This window comes from Amycolatopsis sp. WAC 04169, assembly GCF_003947535.1.
GTDB classification, from domain to species: domain Bacteria; phylum Actinomycetota; class Actinomycetes; order Mycobacteriales; family Pseudonocardiaceae; genus Amycolatopsis; species Amycolatopsis keratiniphila.
Window position 1 is genome coordinate 482,973 of sequence record NZ_QHJI01000002.1, and the last position, 15,949, is coordinate 498,921.

The 15,949-nt window shown below is 71.0% G+C and carries 18 protein-coding genes; 13 read left to right on the plus strand and 5 right to left on the minus strand.

Annotated features, from left to right (window positions below):
- The first annotated feature begins 22 nt into the window (after positions 1 to 22).
- Complete coding sequence (locus DMC61_RS07070) at positions 23 to 1,099, plus strand: NAD(P)/FAD-dependent oxidoreductase (protein ID WP_125687740.1); 1,077 nt, start codon at positions 23 to 25, stop codon at positions 1,097 to 1,099.
- Between the two features lie 69 nt (positions 1,100 to 1,168).
- On the opposite strand, the gene DMC61_RS07075 is transcribed toward DMC61_RS07070, so the two are convergent.
- The 3 genes from DMC61_RS07075 to DMC61_RS07085 are packed head-to-tail and all read right to left on the minus strand — an operon-like array spanning position 1,169 to position 5,105.
- Entirely contained in the window at positions 1,169 to 2,119 is a 951-nt protein-coding gene (locus DMC61_RS07075; protein ID WP_125687742.1) for an LLM class F420-dependent oxidoreductase, read from the minus strand.
- The gene (locus tag DMC61_RS07080) at positions 2,116 to 4,230 is read right to left on the minus strand and encodes a prolyl oligopeptidase family serine peptidase (RefSeq protein WP_125687744.1); all 2,115 of its coding nucleotides are present in this window, start codon (positions 4,228 to 4,230) and stop codon (positions 2,116 to 2,118) included. The genes DMC61_RS07075 and DMC61_RS07080 overlap by 4 nt, the downstream gene beginning before the upstream one ends.
- Positions 4,231 to 4,250: 20 nt before the next feature.
- A complete protein-coding gene (locus DMC61_RS07085; protein WP_125687746.1) occupies positions 4,251 to 5,105 on the minus strand; it encodes a PPK2 family polyphosphate kinase in 855 nt (284 codons plus the stop codon).
- A 156-nt stretch (positions 5,106 to 5,261) separates the two neighbouring features.
- Between DMC61_RS07085 and rocD the strand changes: the two genes are divergently transcribed.
- Together rocD and DMC61_RS07095 are read left to right on the plus strand one after the other, a co-directional pair.
- Entirely contained in the window at positions 5,262 to 6,464 is a 1,203-nt protein-coding gene (rocD, locus tag DMC61_RS07090; protein ID WP_125687748.1) for an ornithine--oxo-acid transaminase, read from the plus strand.
- A 31-nt stretch (positions 6,465 to 6,495) separates the two neighbouring features.
- Positions 6,496 to 7,857, plus strand: a complete 1,362-nt coding sequence (locus DMC61_RS07095; RefSeq protein ID WP_125687750.1) for a DUF2252 domain-containing protein — start codon at positions 6,496 to 6,498, stop codon at positions 7,855 to 7,857.
- Between the two features lie 326 nt (positions 7,858 to 8,183).
- On the opposite strand, the gene DMC61_RS07105 is transcribed toward DMC61_RS07095, so the two are convergent.
- Positions 8,184 to 9,059: an FAD-dependent oxidoreductase gene (locus DMC61_RS07105; RefSeq protein ID WP_125687754.1), complete on the minus strand. Its 876-nt coding sequence runs from the start codon at positions 9,057 to 9,059 to the stop codon at positions 8,184 to 8,186.
- A 70-nt stretch (positions 9,060 to 9,129) separates the two neighbouring features.
- On the opposite strand from DMC61_RS07105, the gene DMC61_RS07110 reads away from it, so the two are divergent.
- Positions 9,130 to 9,738, plus strand: coding sequence for a phosphatase PAP2 family protein (locus DMC61_RS07110; RefSeq protein WP_125687756.1), 609 nt, complete (start codon positions 9,130 to 9,132; stop codon positions 9,736 to 9,738).
- On the opposite strand, the gene zapE is transcribed toward DMC61_RS07110, so the two are convergent.
- Positions 9,692 to 10,726: a cell division protein ZapE gene (zapE, locus tag DMC61_RS07115; RefSeq protein ID WP_016333024.1), complete on the minus strand. Its 1,035-nt coding sequence runs from the start codon at positions 10,724 to 10,726 to the stop codon at positions 9,692 to 9,694. The genes DMC61_RS07110 and zapE overlap by 47 nt on opposite strands.
- A gap of 98 nt (positions 10,727 to 10,824) precedes the next feature.
- Between zapE and DMC61_RS07120 the strand changes: the two genes are divergently transcribed.
- The 9 genes from DMC61_RS07120 to DMC61_RS07160 all read left to right on the plus strand — a co-directional run bounded on the left by DMC61_RS07120 (position 10,825) and on the right by DMC61_RS07160 (position 15,918).
- Positions 10,825 to 11,571: a pyrimidine reductase family protein gene (locus DMC61_RS07120; protein ID WP_125687758.1), complete on the plus strand. Its 747-nt coding sequence runs from the start codon at positions 10,825 to 10,827 to the stop codon at positions 11,569 to 11,571.
- A complete protein-coding gene (locus tag DMC61_RS07125; protein WP_125687760.1) occupies positions 11,568 to 12,125 on the plus strand; it encodes an RNA polymerase sigma factor in 558 nt (185 codons plus the stop codon). The genes DMC61_RS07120 and DMC61_RS07125 overlap by 4 nt, the downstream gene beginning before the upstream one ends.
- The gene (locus DMC61_RS07130) at positions 12,125 to 12,550 is read left to right on the plus strand and encodes a hypothetical protein (protein WP_125687762.1); all 426 of its coding nucleotides are present in this window, start codon (positions 12,125 to 12,127) and stop codon (positions 12,548 to 12,550) included. Before DMC61_RS07125 ends, DMC61_RS07130 begins: the two co-directional genes overlap by 1 nt.
- 135 nt (positions 12,551 to 12,685) lie before the next feature.
- A complete protein-coding gene (locus tag DMC61_RS07135) occupies positions 12,686 to 13,147 on the plus strand; it encodes an Asp23/Gls24 family envelope stress response protein (protein WP_016333020.1) in 462 nt (153 codons plus the stop codon).
- Positions 13,147 to 13,323: a hypothetical protein gene (locus DMC61_RS07140; protein ID WP_005157087.1), complete on the plus strand. Its 177-nt coding sequence runs from the start codon at positions 13,147 to 13,149 to the stop codon at positions 13,321 to 13,323. Before DMC61_RS07135 ends, DMC61_RS07140 begins: the two co-directional genes overlap by 1 nt.
- A complete protein-coding gene (locus tag DMC61_RS07145; RefSeq protein ID WP_125687764.1) occupies positions 13,320 to 13,676 on the plus strand; it encodes an Asp23/Gls24 family envelope stress response protein in 357 nt (118 codons plus the stop codon). Before DMC61_RS07140 ends, DMC61_RS07145 begins: the two co-directional genes overlap by 4 nt.
- Positions 13,677 to 13,689: 13 nt before the next feature.
- The gene (locus DMC61_RS07150) at positions 13,690 to 14,226 is read left to right on the plus strand and encodes a DUF6286 domain-containing protein (protein ID WP_125687766.1); all 537 of its coding nucleotides are present in this window, start codon (positions 13,690 to 13,692) and stop codon (positions 14,224 to 14,226) included.
- Positions 14,223 to 14,810 carry an alkaline shock response membrane anchor protein AmaP gene (gene amaP, locus DMC61_RS07155; RefSeq protein ID WP_125687768.1) on the plus strand — a complete coding sequence of 196 codons (588 nt, stop codon included), beginning with the start codon at positions 14,223 to 14,225 and terminating at the stop codon, positions 14,808 to 14,810. Before DMC61_RS07150 ends, amaP begins: the two co-directional genes overlap by 4 nt.
- A 28-nt stretch (positions 14,811 to 14,838) precedes the next feature.
- Positions 14,839 to 15,918, plus strand: coding sequence for an ATP-dependent DNA ligase (locus DMC61_RS07160; RefSeq protein WP_125687770.1), 1,080 nt, complete (start codon positions 14,839 to 14,841; stop codon positions 15,916 to 15,918).
- The last annotated feature ends 31 nt before the right edge of the window (positions 15,919 to 15,949 follow it).

The window sequence follows — 15,949 nt, forward strand, 5'->3', positions numbered from 1 at the left end:
GCACTACGAACTAGGGGATCTCATGACCACGACCGTGGCCGTCATCGGCGGGGGATACGGCGGCACCACCGTCGCCAAGGAGCTGGACTCGTTCGCCGACGTCGTGCTCGTCGAGCCGCGCGAGGACTTCGTCCACCACGTCGCCGCCTTGCGGGGGCTCGTCGATCCCGAGTGGACGGATCGGCTCTTCTACCCGTACGCCGGGCTTCTCGAACGGGGACGGGTGCTGCGCGACCGCGCGGTGAGCGTGGACCAGGGCGGCGTCACGCTCGCGTCGGGCGAGCGGCTCGCGCCGGACTACGTCGTGCTGGCGACCGGTTCGGCGTACCCGTTCCCGGCGAAGATCGATTTCCACGACAGCGCTTCGGCGAAGGCGAAGATCCGCGCCACCCGGGAGGAACTCGCGGGTGCGGAGAAGGTGCTGCTGCTCGGCGCGGGCCCGGTGGGGCTCGAACTGGCGGGCGAGATCAAGGCGGTCTGGCCGGAGAAGACCGTGACGATCATCGACCCGGCGCGGGAGATCCTGGCCGGTTTCCCGGACGAGTTCCGCGCGGAGATCCGCCGCCAGCTCGACGACCTGGGCGTCGAACTCCTGCTCGGCACTTCGCTGACCGAGGCTCCGGTCTCCGAGCCGGGACAGGCCAAGACGTTCACCTCGGGCCTCACCGGCGGCGGTGAAGTGACCGCCGACCTGTGGTTCCAGTGCTACGGCGGCGCGCCGCACACCGCGTACCTCGACGGCGAACTGGCCGCCGCGCGGCAGGCGAACGGGCGGGTCGAGGTGACGCCCGAACTGCGCCTTCCGGGGCAGCCCCGCGTGTTCGCGCTCGGCGACATCACGGCACTGCCGGAGGGGAAGCTCGCGAAGGTGGCCGGTGACCACGCGGAGGTCGTCGTGGCCAACATCCGGGCGCTGATCGAAGGCGGCGAACTGCGCACGCACACGCCGGGCGGGCCGATGATCTCGTTGCCGCTCGGGCCTTCCGGGGGCGCGACCTATGCCGAGGAGGTCGGCGTCCTGGACGCGGCGACGACCTCGGAGATCAAGGGGTCGCACATGATGGCGTCGCGGTACGACGAGCTGTTCAACGTCGCCTGAGCGCCTCGGATGTCATGAAAGGGTCGTTCAGGACAAAAGATGTCCTGAACGACCCTTTCATGACACGCGTCAGCGCGGAGCGAGACCCCGCACGTGCGCGAACGGGTCCTCCCCCGTCGGCAACAACGCGATGATCGGCGTCGTCAGCCCGTTGTCCACATAGGACTGCACCTGTTCGCGGCAGGATTCGAGGCTGCCGTGCACGATCAGGTCGTCGACGACCTCGTCCGGGATGACCTGGTTCGCCTTCTGCCGGTCGCCCGCCGCCCACGCCTCGTGCATCGGCGCGAGCGCGTCGCCCCGGCCGAGCCACTCGTGGAACGCTGCGTACACCGGCACGGTCAGGTAGCTCGAAATGAGCATCCGGCCGAGCCCGCGCGCGGCGTTCTCGTCCTCGGTGGGGCACACGAAGATCCGCGCCGCCAGTTCGACGTCCGGCCCGATCTCCGCCCGCACCTTCGGCACGTCGGAGGCGGCGAGCCAGTTCGTGATGGCGCCGTCGGCCTCCTTCGCGGCCAGCCGCAGCATCCCCGGCCGCAGCGCGGCGAGCATGATCGACGGCGGCGGATCGGTGGGCCGCTCCAGCCGGAACTTGCTGACGGAGAACGACTCGTACTCCTCGGTGACCTTCTCCCCCGCCAGCGCCGAACGCAGGAAGCGCAGGGTGTCCCGCGAACGCGCGAACGGCGCTTCGAACTCGGCGGCGTTCCAGTTCCGCACGATCACCGGCGACGACGCGCCGATGCCGAGGACGAACCGGCCGGGCGCGAGTTCCGCGACGGTCGCCGCGCTCATCGCCAGCAACCCGGGCCCGCGCGTGTACACCGGCACGATCGCGGTGCCCAGCCGCAGCTGCGGCGCCCACTGCGAAGCCAGCACCAGCGGGGTGAAGGCGTCGTGGCCCGCGGTCTCGGCCGACCACGCGTCGGTGTAGCCGAGATCCGGCAGTTCCCGCACCATCTCCTCGTGCGCCGCGAGCGGCACCCCGGTCAGCGGAATGGTGATGCCCCACCGTTTCATGCGTTCTCCTCGCTCTTGACCGCGGCACCGGACAGCTCACGCACGATCCAGTCCACCTGCGTGCGCATCAGGTTCTCCGCGACCTCTTCGGCCTGCGGCGTCATATGCGTCGCGCCGGCCAGCGGCAGGAACACGTGCGCGCGTCCCTTGGCCAGCAAGGCCGACGACAGGCGCAACGAGTGGGCGACGAAAACGTTGTCGTCGGCCAGTCCGTGCACGATCAGCAGCGCCCGCGAGAGGTCACCGGCGCCGGCGATCAGCGAGTTGTGCTCGTACGAAGCCGTTTCTTCCTGCGGCAGCCCGAGGTAGCGCTCGGTGTAGTGCGTGTCGTACAGCGACCAGTCGGTCACCGGGGCGCCCGCGACACCGGCGTGGAAGACGTCGGGACGCCGCAGCACGGCCAGCGCGGACAGGTAACCGCCGTAGGACCAGCCACGGATCGCGACCCGCTCCAGATCCAGTTCCGGATGGAGCGCGGCCGCCGCGTGCAGGGCATCGACCTGGTCGGCGAGGGTGACGTCGGCGAGCTTGCCCGCGATCTCCTTCTCCCAGGCCGAACCCCGGCCGGGTGTCCCGCGCCCGTCGGCGACCAGCACCGCGAAACCCTGGTCCGCCAGCCACTGCGGCGTCAGGAAAGCGTTGCGGGTCTGCAAGACACGCTGGGCGTGCGGGCCGCCGTACGGGTCGAGCAGCACCGGGAGCTTGCCCTCGCTCTCCTCGTACCCGGTCGGCAGCACCAGCGCGGCACGCAGGCCCCGCTCCCCCAGCGTCAGCCAGGTCAGGTTCGGCACGACGTCGGGGTCGACGGTGTAGGAACCGATGCGCGCCACCGTCTTCTCGCCGGACACGACGGTCACCACCGGGCCGCTGCGCTCCAGGCTCCACGACGAGAGCACGGTCAGCGAAGCGTTGCCGGAGCCGACGTGCACACCGTCCTCAGTGGACAGACGACGCAGCTCGCCGCCCTCGGTGCGGAAGACGTGGATCTGCGTCGGATCGGCCTCCGACGCGCTGAACAGCACCTCGTCGCCGACGTGCAGGACCGAGCGCACCTGCAGTCCCGGCGGGGTGACGGCCACGCCGTCGACGACCAGCCGGTGGTCGCCGTCGGCGGCGCTCTCACGCACCAGGCGGCCGTCGGAGGTCCACGCCGGGACACCCGCGGCGAGCTCGACCCACTGCTCGTCGGTCTCGGTGTGCAGCACCTCGACCGCACCCGTCGCCGGGTCGACCGCCTGGATCTCCAGCTTCCGCTGGTCACGCGACTGGACCGACAGCAGCGGCTTGCCCGCGGCGGACCAGTGCACCGCGGCCAGGTACTCCCAATCGGTCTTCTCGACGTCGACGCGGGAGCCGTCGAGGCCGAGGACGGCCAGCGTCACGTCCGCGTTCGTGGTGCCCGCGGCCGGATACGCGACGACGTTGGCGGCCGACTGCGGGTTGGCCGGGTCGGCGATCGTCCAGCGCGGCACCGCCGCCCGGTCGGAGCGCTCGGCGAGCAGGCTCTTCCCGTCCGGCGACCACCAGTACCCGCGGGTGCGGCCCATCTCCTCGGCCGCGATGAACTCCGCGAGCCCCCAGGCGATGTCGTCGCCCGCTTCGTCGACGAGCACGCGGTCCTCGCCGGTCGCCCGGTCGATCACCCGCAGGCGGCGGTCGCGGACATAGGCGACGTGGGTGCCGTCCGGGCTGGGCCGGGGGTCGACGACTGAACCGTCGACCAGCACCGCGACCTCGCCGGTGGCCAGGTCGAGGGTGTGGAGCTTGCCCGAGAGCGAGAACGCGGCGACGGTGAAGGCATCGTCGACCGCGTAGCCGACCACGCCGCCGCCGGTCTCCCGGCTGCGCTCGCGGCGGGCACGCTCCTCCGGCGGCAGGTCCTCTTCACCGGGCAGCAGCTCGGCCGCGTCGACCAGCTTCGTCTCCTCGCCCGACGCGACGTCGAACGACCACAGGCTGTGCCGCGGGTCCGTCCCGGACTCGGACCGCAGGAACAGGATGCGGGAGCCGTCCGGGGAGACCTTGAACTCTTTGGGCGCGCCGAGAGTGAAGCGCTGGGTGCGGGCCTGGCGGCGGAGGAACGGGAGATCTTCGAGGCTGTTGTCGGTCACGACCGCACTCTCTCAGACGATCAACCGGGGACGCCAACGCCTTCCAGCTTCTTCAGCTCCGTCTCGGGATCGAAGTCGGCGGGCGGGAACTTCGGGTCCATCCCCTCGATCGTCTCGATCAGCAGCCGCGCGACCAGCCAGTTGCGGTACCACTTGCGGTCGGCCGGGACGGCGTACCAGGGCGCGGCCGCCGTGGAGGTCTTGGCGAAGATGTCGGCGTAGGCCTTCTCGTAGTCGTTCCACTGTGCCCGCGCGTCGAGGTCGGCGGGGTTGTACTTCCACCATTTCGCCGGGGTCTCCAGCCTCGCCTTGAGCCGCTTCAGCTGCTCCTCCGGCGAGATGTCGAGGAAGACCTTCACGATGGTCGTGCCCGCCTCGGTCAGCTCCTTCTCGAACGCGTTGATCTCGGCGTAGCGCTTGCGCCATTCCGCCGCGGGCACCAGCTTCTGGACGCGCGGCACCAGGATGTCCTCGTAGTGGGAGCGGTCGAAGACACCGATCTGCCCCGGTCCGGGGAGCTGTTTGCGGATCCGCCACAGGTAGTGGTGGCGCGCCTCGGCCGCGGTCGGCTTCTTGAACCCGGCGTACCGCACGCCCATCGGGTTGACGAGGCCGAGGACGTGGCCCACGGTGCCGCCCTTGCCGGAGGTGTCCATCCCCTGCAGGACCAGCAGGAGGCTGCGGTTGCCGCCGCCGACGCCCTCCGCGTACAACGCCTCCTGCAGCTCGGCGAGCCTGCCCCCGGCGTCGGCGAGGTCTTTGAGCCCCTTGGGCTTCTTGGTCGGCCCGATCGGGAACGAGCCCGGATGGTGCCGCTCGACGCCCTTGCCGATCCGCAGCGTGTCCCGGACGGAGACGGTGTCCTTTTTCGCCATCCGGCGACGATAACCGCGGTCCGGGACCGGCGCCTCCGGTGATCGAGTACGCCGCTGCACGATTTCGCCACTCGATGGAGTCGATACGCAACGAATAACGGGTCAAAGCAACGTTTCCCGGATGAAAGCAGCCGGATGGACATCTAACCTGAACGCATGACGACCGCCGACTTCATCGCGCTCGACGAGCAGTGGAGCACGCACAACTACCACCCCCTGCCCGTGGTGATCGCCACCGCCGAAGGCGCCTCGGTCACCGACGTCGAGGGCAAGACCTACCTCGACTTCCTCTCCGGCTACTCGGCGCTGAACTTCGGGCATCGCCACCCCGGGCTCATCGCCGCCGCGGTCGAGCAGTTCGGCCGGGTGACGCTGACCTCGCGCGCCTTCCACCACGACCAGCTCGGGCTGTTCTGCAAGGAGCTCGCCGAGCTGACCGGTACCGAGATGACCCTGCCGATGAACTCCGGCGCCGAAGCCGTCGAGTCCGCGGTGAAGATCGCCCGGAAGTGGGCGTACCGGGTCAAGGGCGTCCCCGACGGGACGGCGGAGATCATCGTCGCGGGCTCCAACTTCCACGGCCGGACGACGACCATCGTGTCCTTCTCCACCGACGAGACCGCGCGCGCCGACTTCGGCCCGTTCACGCCGGGCTTCGTCACGGTGAAGTACGGCGACGCCGAAGCGCTGCGCGACGCCATCACCGAGCGCACCGCCGCGATCCTGCTGGAGCCGGTGCAGGGCGAGGCGGGCGTCATCGTGCCGCCCGCCGGCTACTTCGCCGAGGCGCGGCGGCTGTGCGACGAGCACAACGTCCTGCTGATCGCCGACGAGATCCAGTCCGGTCTCGCCCGCACCGGCACCGTCCTCGCGCTCGACCACGAGGGCGTCCGTGCCGACGTCTACACACTGGGCAAGGCACTCGGCGGGGGCATCATGCCGGTGTCCGCGGTCGTCGGCGGCAAGGACGTGCTCGGCGTGCTGCGACCGGGTGAGCACGGCTCCACCTTCGGCGGGAACCCGGTCGCGTGCGCGATCGGCCGCGCCGTGGTCGGCCTGCTGAAGACCGGCGAGTTCCAGGAGCGGTCGCGGGAACTGGGTGCCCACCTGCACTCGCGGCTCGGCGAACTGGTCGGGAACGGGCTCGCCGAGGTCCGTGGGCGCGGGCTGTGGGCGGGCATCGACATCGCCCCTGGCGGGCCGACCGGGCGCGAGGCGTCGACGGCGCTGGCCGAACGCGGCGTGCTGTGCAAGGAGACGCACGACCACACGCTGCGGATCGCGCCGCCGCTGGTGATCAGCCGCGAGGAGCTCGACCGCGGTATCGACGCCATCACGGAGGTCGTCAAGACGCGGTGAACCTTTCGGACGGGTTGTACGTTGCCTGTCCATGGGAGAAGAGCGGGAGTGGGTGGAGCGGCCGCTGGTCGGCACCGAGACGGTGTCGCCGGAGGACTGGTCCGCCAGGGGCAAGGCGCTGCGGGCCGAGGCGCCGACGTCCGCGCACGATCACGCGGCGGCGGGCGAAGGACGGCCGAGCGTGGCGGAGTTCTTCACGCGCACGAACGAAGGCCGTCTGCCGGAGCTGGTGGAACTGCGGCGCGAGCGCATGCTCGCGTCGCCGTTCACCTTCTATCGCGGGGCCGCCGGGCTGATGGCCGCCGATCTGGCCGGCTCTCCGTCGTCCGGGCTGACGGCGCAGCTCTGCGGCGACGCGCACGCCGCGAACTTCGGGCTGTACGGCACGCCCGAAGGCCAGATCGTCATGGACATCAACGATTTCGACGAATCGGTGCCCGGCCCGTGGGAGTGGGATCTCAAACGGCTCGCCGCGAGCCTCGTCCTGGCCGGGCGTGAGGGCGGCATCGGCGAATCGGGCTGCCGCGAAGCCGCCGAAGACGCGGTGAAGTCGTACCGGCGCACCATCCGGGGGCTGGCGGAGCTGCCGTTCCTGCGGTCGTGGAACGCGTTGCCGGACGCGTCGGTGCTGAGCAAGGTCAAGGCGCACGACCTGATCGACGACTTCGAGGAAGCGGCCGAAAAGGCACGGAAGAACACCAGCGCCAAGGTCACCGCGAAGTGGACCAGGCGGATCGACGACCACGAGACCGGCCTCGAACGGCACCGTTTCGTCGAAGACCCGCCCGTGCTCACGCACGTCGACGACGCGACCGCCGAAGCCGTCGTGACTGGGCTGGTGTCCTATGTGGACACGCTACGCGAATCGCGGCGGACTCTGCTCTCGCGGTACCGGGTGTCCGATGTGGCCTTCCGGGTGGTCGGCACCGGAAGTGTCGGGCTGCGCAGTTACGTGGCACTGTTGCACGGGAACTCCGGCGAAGACCTTGTCCTGCAAGTGAAGCAGGCGAACCCGTCGGCGCTCGCGCCGTTCCTCGGCCTGCCCGCCCCGGAGCACGAGGGCCGCCGGATCGTCGAAGGCGCGCGGCTCGTGCAGGCCGAGACGGACATCCTGCTCGGCTGGACGACCATCGACGGCGTGCCGTACATCGTGCGGCAGTTCCGGAACCTCAAGGGCGACATCGATCCGGCGGAGCTCAAGAAGGACCACCTCGACGACTACGGTCGCCTGGCCGGCGCGTTGCTGGCGCGGGCGCACGCGCGGTCACTGCATCCGCGGATGCTGGCGGGCTACTTCGAGGACGACGAAGACCTCGATGAGGCCATCGGCGCCTACGCCGTGCGCTACGCGGACCAGACCGAAGCGGACTTCGAGGCCTTCGCCCGCATTTAGTCCTCTAAATGCGGCAGGTTGGCGGCCGGGGAACGAACCGATCCGGCACCTTCGCGCGGCTCCTCACGACCACCTGGACCGATCGGCCGCCCTCGCGTGATCGAAGGCGGAACTCGCGTGATCAGAGGCGGAACACACGAGTGCGGCCGCCAATCACGCGAGTCACGTCCCTGATCACGCGAGTTACGTCTTCGCTCACGCCGCGCCTGTGCCCAGTCCGTGAAGGCCTCCTTGAGGGAACCAGAGTCCCTCAAGGAGGCCTTCACGGACTTCGAACCGGTTGGGTACTGGACCGAGTCGCCCGCATTTAGTCCTCTGAATGCGGGTTAAACCAGGGCCAGGACGTCGTCGGCGCAGCCCCAGGCGACGGTGATCCCCGCGCCCCCGTGCCCGTAGCAGTGCACGACGTGGCCGTCCCGCTCCAGCCGCACCTCGGGCCGGAACGGCCGCAAGCCGACCTTCGCGCCCAGCACGGGCGCGTCGGCCAGCGCGGGTACGAGCTCCCGGCACCGCCGCACGATGTCGGCGGTCACGCCGGGGTCCGGTTCGATCGAATCGCGGCCGGGCTCCTGCGTGCCGCCGCAGACCACGTGCCGTCCGTGCGGGATCACGTGCCGCAGCACCGGCGTCGAGCCGTCGACGATCCATTCGGTCAGCCCCGGATCGGCGAGGTGGACGACCTGGCCGCCGACCGGCACCACGGTCCCGTCCCCCGCCAGCCGTCCCCCGCCGAGCCCGGCGGCGTTCACCACGAGGTCCGCGTCGAGGTCGTCCAACCGCGACACGGTGCGGTACTCGGTCCGCACGCCCAGCGCGGCGACCTCGCCGGCGAGCCAGGGGAGGTACACCGGGGTGTCGACCAGCGCGGTGGTGAAGGTGAGCCGTCCGGGTTCGTGGTCGAGGCCGGGCATGGACAGCGCCCACGACGGCAGCGCCGCCTCGCGCGGCACGACGTAGGTCCCCCGGAGCATGCGGACCCCGGGGGCACCGAGGGTGCGGTACTCCTCGACGCTCGTCGCGGTCCAGCGGTCGACCCGGTCGGAGTTCGCCGCCAGCGGCGGGAACAGCACGCCGCCCGCGACCGCCGAGGTCGTCTCCCCCGGCCCGGCTTCGGTGAGCACCGTGACGTCGTGCCCGGCGGCCGCCAGCCGGTGCGCGCAGCTCAGCCCGATCACCCCGCCGCCGACCACGCTGATCCGCATCGAAAGCCCCCTTCGTCCTCGCGAGCCGTCCCTGCATGGTGACTGATCGCCCGTCACGTAATCTCCCCGGATGAGCGGAAGAGCGCCGTACGGGCTGGTCGCGGTGACCTGTGCCGTGATCATGGTCGTGCTCGGGGTGCTGGTGTCCGGCGAAGGTGTCTCCGGTCCGGACGAGCTCGCCGTGCGTTGGGTGGAGCGCGCCTTCGGCCCCGACACCGACCTGCTGCGGCTACTGGTGCTGCCGACCGAGGCCTACGTCCTGATCCCGGTCGCGGTGCTGGCCGCCGTCCTGTGCCTGATCGGCGGGCGCAGGCTCGAAGCGGTGCTGACCATCGTGGGCCCGCTCGTCGCGATCCTCGCGAACAGCTGGGTGCTCAAGCCGCTCTTCGGCCGCTGGAAGTACACCTACCTCGCCTACCCCAGCGGGCACACCGTCGCGCTGGTCGCGGTGCTGACCGTGCTCGTCCTGCTCGCCGGCCCCGGCGTCGCCAAGGCGGTCATCGCGACGGTGGGCGCGGTGGCGCTGTGCGGCGTGACGATCGGCATGATCGGCCTCGGCTACCACTACCTGACCGACGTCGTGGGCGGCACGCTGTTCGCCGTCGCGACCGTATGCGCCACGTGGGTGCTGCTCACCTGGGCTGCACGGCGTCGCGCGCCAGTGCCGTCAGACGGCTGACCGCGCGCAGGTACTTCTTGCGGTAGCCGCCGTTCACCATCTCCTCGGTGAACAGTTCGGGCACCGGCTCGCCCGAGACCACCAGCGGGATCGCGCGGTCGTAGAGCCGGTCGGCGAAGGCGACCAGCCGCAGCCCGACGTTCTGGTCGGGCACCGGGTGGATGTCGCGCAGGTGCACCCGGGTCACGCCGTCGAGAAGCCTTCCGTAGCGCGAAGGGTGCAGCTTGCCGAGGTGCTCGCACAGCGCGTCGAAATCGTCCACAGTGGACTCGGGATGCGCGGCGGCGGAGGCTTCCAGCTCTTCGGCGCTCGCGGGCGGCGGCGCGTCCGGCAGGCCGCGGTGGCGGTAGTCCGGACCGTCCACGCGGCAGACGCCGAACCGGGCGGACAGCGACTGGATCTCGCGCAGGAAGTCCGCGGCGGCGAACCGGCCCTCGCCGAGTTTGTCCGGCAGCGTGTTGGAGGTCGCCGCGACGAACACCCCCGCCGAGATCAGCTCCTGCAGCAGCCGCGTGACGAGCATGGTGTCGCCGGGGTCGTCGAGTTCGAACTCGTCGATCGCCAGGAACCGGTGCTCCGACAGCCGCCGCACCGCCTCGGCGAACCCCAGCGCGCCGACGAGGTGCGTCAGCTCCACGAAGGTCCCGTACGCCTTGGGCGACGGCGTCTCGTGCCACGTCGAGGCGAGCAGGTGCGTCTTGCCGACGCCGAAACCGCCGTCGAGATAGAGCCCCATCGGCCCGGACGGCGCCTCGTCCCCGCCGCCGAACAACGCGCGCAGCTTCGACTTCGGCTTCCGGTTCGAGGCCTCCGCCACGCGCTTCGCGAACGCGCCGCAGTCGACGACGGCCTGCGCCTGGCTCGGCTCGTCCGGATTGGGCACGTAGGTGGAGAACCGGACCGCGTCGAACCTCGGCGGCGGGACGAGCGCGGTGATCAGCTCGTCGGCGGACAGCTCCGGACGGCGATCGATCAGGCGGGCGGGCATTCGCCGAGCGTAACGGCACCGTCGTCGCGGGTTCACTCTCCCTGACCGGGCGTATCCCCCGCTCAGCGGTGCCGTCGGGCGCGTGCTGGGATGGCGGTGTGCAGCTTTTGTGGCCAACGACACCGGCGGAACCCGTCTCCGACGGCGACCTCGAACGGCTCTACGGGTATCCGGAAGGCCTGACCCGGCCCTGGGTCCAGGTCAACTTCGTCAGCTCCGCGGACGGCGCGGTGGCGGTCGACGAGCTGTCCGAGGGGCTGTCCTCCCCCGCCGACAAGCGGATCTTCCTGATGGGGCGGCTGCTTTCCGACGTGATCCTGGTCGGCGCCGGCACGGCGCGCGCCGAGGGCTACCGCGGCGCGAGGGTCAGTCCCGAACGCGCCGCCCGCCGCGTCGCGCTCGGGCTGTCCGAGGTGCCGCCGATCGCGGTGGTGACCCGTTCCGGTGAACTCGACCCCGAAGGCCCGTTGTTCACCGACACCAAGGTGCCGCCGATCGTCATCACCACCGAGAAGGCGCCCCGGACGGCGCTGGAACGCGCGGGCGCGGAGGTGCTCGTCGCGGGGACCGAAGACGTCGACCTGCACCGCGCGCTCGCGCTGCTGGACGAACGCGGGCTGCGCCGGATCGACTGCGAGGGCGGGCCGGCGCTGTTCGCCGACCTGATCGCGGCCGACCTCGTCGACCAGCTGTGCCTGACCGTCGCCCCGCTGCTGGCCGGCGCGGGCGAACGCCGGATCGCCGACGGCCGCCCATCCCCGGAACCACGGCGGATGGACCTCGCGTCCGTGCTCTTCGAAGACGGTTTCACCATGCTGCGCTACCGCCGCCGGGAGGGCGGGTGAGCGAGGCCGCGCCGGTTCCGGACGAGGAGCTGGCGGCCCGGGCCGCCGCCGGGGACCACGGTGCCTTCGACATCCTGGTCCGGCGGCACACGGCCAGGATGTACCGGGTGGCGCTGCGGATCACCGGCAGTTCGTCGGAGGCCGAGGACGTCGTCCAGGAGGCCTGGCTCTCCGCGTGGCGCGCGCTGCCCGGCTTCCGGTTCGAATCCGCGGTGTCGACCTGGCTCTACCGGGTGACGACGAACGGCGCGCTCGGCGTGGTCCGTCGCCGGAAACCGACGGTGCCGCTCGACGAGGGCGACGCGGGTGTCGTGCCTGGTCCGGAGGGGTATGTGGTGAGCGCCGAACAGGTCGGCACGGTGCTGCGCGCGATCGCCGAACTCGACGTCGGCCAGCGGATCCCGCTGATTCTGCGAGAATTCGAAGGGTTGACCTACGACGAGGTGGCCGAGGTGCTGGAAGTCAGCGTGCCCGCCCTGCGCGCCCGTCTGCACCGCGCGCGGGTGGCGCTGCTGGCGAAACTCGGCGACAACTTCCGACCCGGGGAACGGTGATGAGCGAGGATCCGCGCGACGACCCCCGGTGGCAGCAGGTACGCGCCGCCGCGAGCCGTCCGGTACCGACGCCGCCGGGACTCGTCGAACGGGTGCTCCGCTCGGTCAGCGGCGTCCGCGGCGGGCACACCACCGCACCGCTCGATCTGCCGTCCTCGGGCGGGAAGACCCAGGTGTCGGAGCGGGCACTGGTGCTGATGACCAGGAACCTCGCCGCCGAGATCGGCCGCGAGCTCGGCGGCGTCCACGTCTCGGCCGTCGCGCTCGAAGAAGACGTGCTCCAGGTGCTGGTGACGATCCGGTTCGGCGTCGAGGCGGCCGTCGCGGAGCTGTTGCGGCACCGGGTCAGCGCGGCGCTGTCCGGGCAGCTCGGTTCGGCCCCGCCCACGATCAACGTCCACGTCGTCGACGTCCACCCGGACTGATCATCCCGGAATTGATTACTCCATCCGGGGGATGAACCGTGACGGCTCGGCATGCGCGTGTGTCCTGGTCGGTGAGAGCGTAGGGACCGCCGCGCGCGCAGGTCGCGCGGCACAGGCCGAGAAGGAGCGAACTTCATGGCGCAGCCGAGCGCGAGCAAGCCCGACACCCCCTCGGTGGGGGCTGGGTCGGGGTCGTCCCTCAACGAGGAAGGAGCCGCCGGCAAGACCACGATCTCGTCGGTGGTGGTGCAGAAGGTGGCCGGGCTCGCCACCCGCGAGGTGACCGGGATCCACGCGCTGGGCGGCGGTGTCTCGCGGGCCTTCGGCGCGATCCGCGAGCGCATCCCCGGCTCCGGCACCGTCACCACGTCGGGTGTCTCGGTCGAGGTCGGCGAGAAGCAGGCCGCGATCGACCTCGACGTGGTCGTCGAGTACGGCGCCCGCATCGTCGACGTCGCGCGCGCGGTGCGCCGCAACGTGATCGGCCAGGTCGAGCAGATCACCGGCCTCGAGGTGATCGAGGTCAACATCGCGGTCAACGACATCCACCTGCCGGACGAGAACGGCGGCGAGACCGAGACCTCGCGGGTGGAGTGATGAACGGGACCCAGACCGGCCTGCTGGCCGGCCTCATCCTCGGCCTCGCCGCGACCCAGGGCTTCACCGCGTTCCTGGTGACACTGGCCGTCGGCGTCATCGGCCTCGTCCTCGGCCGCGTGCTCGACGGCGAACTCGACCTCGGCGACCTGTTCGGCCGGGGCCGCGACAAATGACCCTCCCGGCCGAACCGGAGGACCGCGGCACCCTCACCATCGCGCCGTCCGTGGTCCGCAAGATCGCGCAGCACGCCGCGGACCAGGTCGACGGGACCACGCGGGCCGAGCGGCGGATCGCCGGACTCGGGCTGGGGACACACGGCGCGAGCGCGAAGGTCGGCGGCGAGGGCAACGACGTCGATCTCGTGCTCGACGTCGCGCTGAACTACCCGGCGCCGGTGCGGCGGATCGTCGGCGACCTGCGCGCCAAGGTCACCGAGGAGGTCGAACGGATCACCTCGTACCAGGTGCGGGACATCTCGGTGACGGTCTCCGCGCTCCTGCCCGACATCCCGCCCCGCGTCCGCTAGAAGGAGCACCCGCATGCGTTTGATCGTCCGCCTGCTGTCGGCCCTGCTCGGGCTGGCGCTGGCCGCCGCCGGGGTCCTGCTGGCGCTGGAGGTCGGCTGGGGCTGGTGGCGGCCGGGACGCGGGCCGCTGATCGTCGGCTGGGACGACTGGCGCGACAGGCTCGCGGAACTGTCCTGGAACACCGCCGAGGTCCGGTATCTCTCCATCGCCGTCGCGGTCGCCGGGCTGCTGCTGATCCTGGCGGCCGCCTCGGCCGGGCGGCGCGCCATCCGGCTGACCGATCCGGCGAACGAGGTCAGCGTGACGACGTCGCCGCGTTCGCTGGCCAGGCTCGTCGGCGTCACGGTGCGCGCGCAGGACAACGTCGCGGGCGCGAAGGTCACGGCCACCGCCAAGAAGATCCGCGTCCGCGCGACGAGCAGGCTGGAAACCGAAGGCGAGCTGCGACCGCGGCTGCTGGAAACGGTGTCCGGTCTGCTCGACGACGTCCCGCTGGCACGGCGGCCGAAGGTGTCGGTCGTCGTCGACTCCCCGAAGGACCGCCGATGACCCGTTCGGTCTCCGCCAAGGCACTCGCCCGGTCCACCGGCACGGAACGGACGCTGACCGTCCTCATCGGACTCCTCGCGCTGCTCGGCGGGGCCGCGGCGCTGGTGGTCGGCGCGGGCTGGCTCGGCACGTACCGCGCGGGCAGGCCGCTCGTGGACCCGATCGCCCTCGATTGGCTGTCGGGACACGCGCTCGCCGCCCGCATCGGCGCGCTCGTGCTCGGCGTCGTCCTGCTGTGGCTGGGCCTGTGGTGGTTCTTCCGGTCACTGCGCCCGGAAGGCCGCCCGGACCTCGAACTCGACGACGATCTCGTGGTGACCTCCTCGGCCATCTCCGAGGCCGTCCGCCTCGACGCCGAAACGGTCGACGGCGTCGGGCGCGCCCGGGTCCGCGCGGTCGGCGACAAGGAGAACCCGGCGCTGCGCATCACCCTCTGGCTCGTCGAGGGCACCGACCTGAAACGGGTCTGGGAGCAGCTCGACCACACCGTGCTGGCCCGTGCGCGGGAATCGCTCGGGGTGGACGTCCTGCCGACCGCCGTCCGGATCGAACTCGACACGACGGCACCGCAACGGGTGCGCTGACCGCGCCGGTGCGGCAAGAATGGCCGTCATGTCGCTTCCCTTGACGCCGCCGGTCAAACCGATGCTCGCCAAACCGGCGAAGGCGATCCCCGATTCCGGCGGGCTGCTGTTCGAGCCCAAATGGGACGGCTACCGCTGCCTGGTGTTCCGCGACGGCGACGAGCTGACCCTGCAGTCGCGGTCGGAGAAGCCGCTGAACCGGTACTTCCCCGAGGTCGTCGAGCGCTTGAAGGCGACGCTGCCCGAGCGGATCGTGCTGGACGGCGAACTGGTGGTCGCCCGGGGCGGGAAGCTGGACTTCGACGCGCTCACCGACCGGGTCCACCCCGCCGAAAGCCGCATCAAGCTGCTGGCGGAACAGACGCCGGCGGAGTTCGTCGCGTTCGACCTGCTGGCGCTCGGCGACGAGTCCTTTCTGGACGAACCCACGTCGAAGCGGCGGGAACGGCTGGAGAAGCTCGCCTCCGACGGCATCCACCTGACCCCGGCCACCGCGGATCCGGCGATCGCGCGGCACTGGTTCGAGCTGTTCGAGGGCGCCGGGCTCGACGGCGTCATCGGCAAACCGCTCGACGAGCCCTACACGCCAGGCAAACGGGTGCTGCTGAAGTACAAGCATTCGCGCACCGCCGACTGCGTGCTCGCGGGGCTGCGGTGGCACGTCGACGGCGAACCGGGCGAGCTGGTCGGCTCGTTCCTGCTCGGGCTCTACGACGAGAACGGCGTGCTGCACCATCCCGGTGTCGTCGGCTCGTTCCCGGTCACCCGGCGGCGTGAACTGGCCGAGGAGCTGGCGCCGCTGATCACCGACGGGGCCGATCACCCCTGGCTGGGTGACAACGTGCGGGAGCACCAGCGGATCCCCGGCGGGATCACCCGATGGAAGGCCAAGGAAGCCCCGTGGGTGCCGCTGAAGCTGGAGAAGGTGGTCGAGGTCGGCTACGAACACACGGAAGGCGGATATCCGTCGCGGTTCCGCCACACCGCCCAGTTCAAACGCTGGCGCCCCGACCGCGAGCCGGACTCCTGCACCTACGCCCAGCTCGACGAGGTGGCCCGCTACGACCTGGACGCGGTCTTCCGCGGCGAGGTGAAACGCACCCGCTAACCGTGTCCTGACATCCGACCTGCGAAGCTCT

Coding starts and splice junctions, on each gene's coding strand:
- DMC61_RS07110 (WP_125687756.1), top strand. CDS start 9,130: ATGAGCGGAAGAGCGCCGTACGGGCTGGTCGCGGTGACCTGTGCCGTG.
- DMC61_RS07105 (WP_125687754.1), bottom strand. CDS start 9,059: ATGCGGATCAGCGTGGTCGGCGGCGGGGTGATCGGGCTGAGCTGCGCG.
- DMC61_RS07075 (WP_125687742.1), bottom strand. CDS start 2,119: ATGAAACGGTGGGGCATCACCATTCCGCTGACCGGGGTGCCGCTCGCG.
- DMC61_RS07150 (WP_125687766.1), top strand. CDS start 13,690: ATGCGTTTGATCGTCCGCCTGCTGTCGGCCCTGCTCGGGCTGGCGCTG.
- rocD (WP_125687748.1), top strand. CDS start 5,262: ATGACGACCGCCGACTTCATCGCGCTCGACGAGCAGTGGAGCACGCAC.
- DMC61_RS07070 (WP_125687740.1), top strand. CDS start 23: ATGACCACGACCGTGGCCGTCATCGGCGGGGGATACGGCGGCACCACC.
- DMC61_RS07135 (WP_016333020.1), top strand. CDS start 12,686: ATGGCGCAGCCGAGCGCGAGCAAGCCCGACACCCCCTCGGTGGGGGCT.
- DMC61_RS07130 (WP_125687762.1), top strand. CDS start 12,125: ATGAGCGAGGATCCGCGCGACGACCCCCGGTGGCAGCAGGTACGCGCC.
- DMC61_RS07140 (WP_005157087.1), top strand. CDS start 13,147: ATGAACGGGACCCAGACCGGCCTGCTGGCCGGCCTCATCCTCGGCCTC.
- DMC61_RS07085 (WP_125687746.1), bottom strand. CDS start 5,105: ATGGCGAAAAAGGACACCGTCTCCGTCCGGGACACGCTGCGGATCGGC.
- zapE (WP_016333024.1), bottom strand. CDS start 10,726: ATGCCCGCCCGCCTGATCGATCGCCGTCCGGAGCTGTCCGCCGACGAG.
- DMC61_RS07145 (WP_125687764.1), top strand. CDS start 13,320: ATGACCCTCCCGGCCGAACCGGAGGACCGCGGCACCCTCACCATCGCG.
- amaP (WP_125687768.1), top strand. CDS start 14,223: ATGACCCGTTCGGTCTCCGCCAAGGCACTCGCCCGGTCCACCGGCACG.
- DMC61_RS07160 (WP_125687770.1), top strand. CDS start 14,839: ATGTCGCTTCCCTTGACGCCGCCGGTCAAACCGATGCTCGCCAAACCG.
- DMC61_RS07095 (WP_125687750.1), top strand. CDS start 6,496: ATGGGAGAAGAGCGGGAGTGGGTGGAGCGGCCGCTGGTCGGCACCGAG.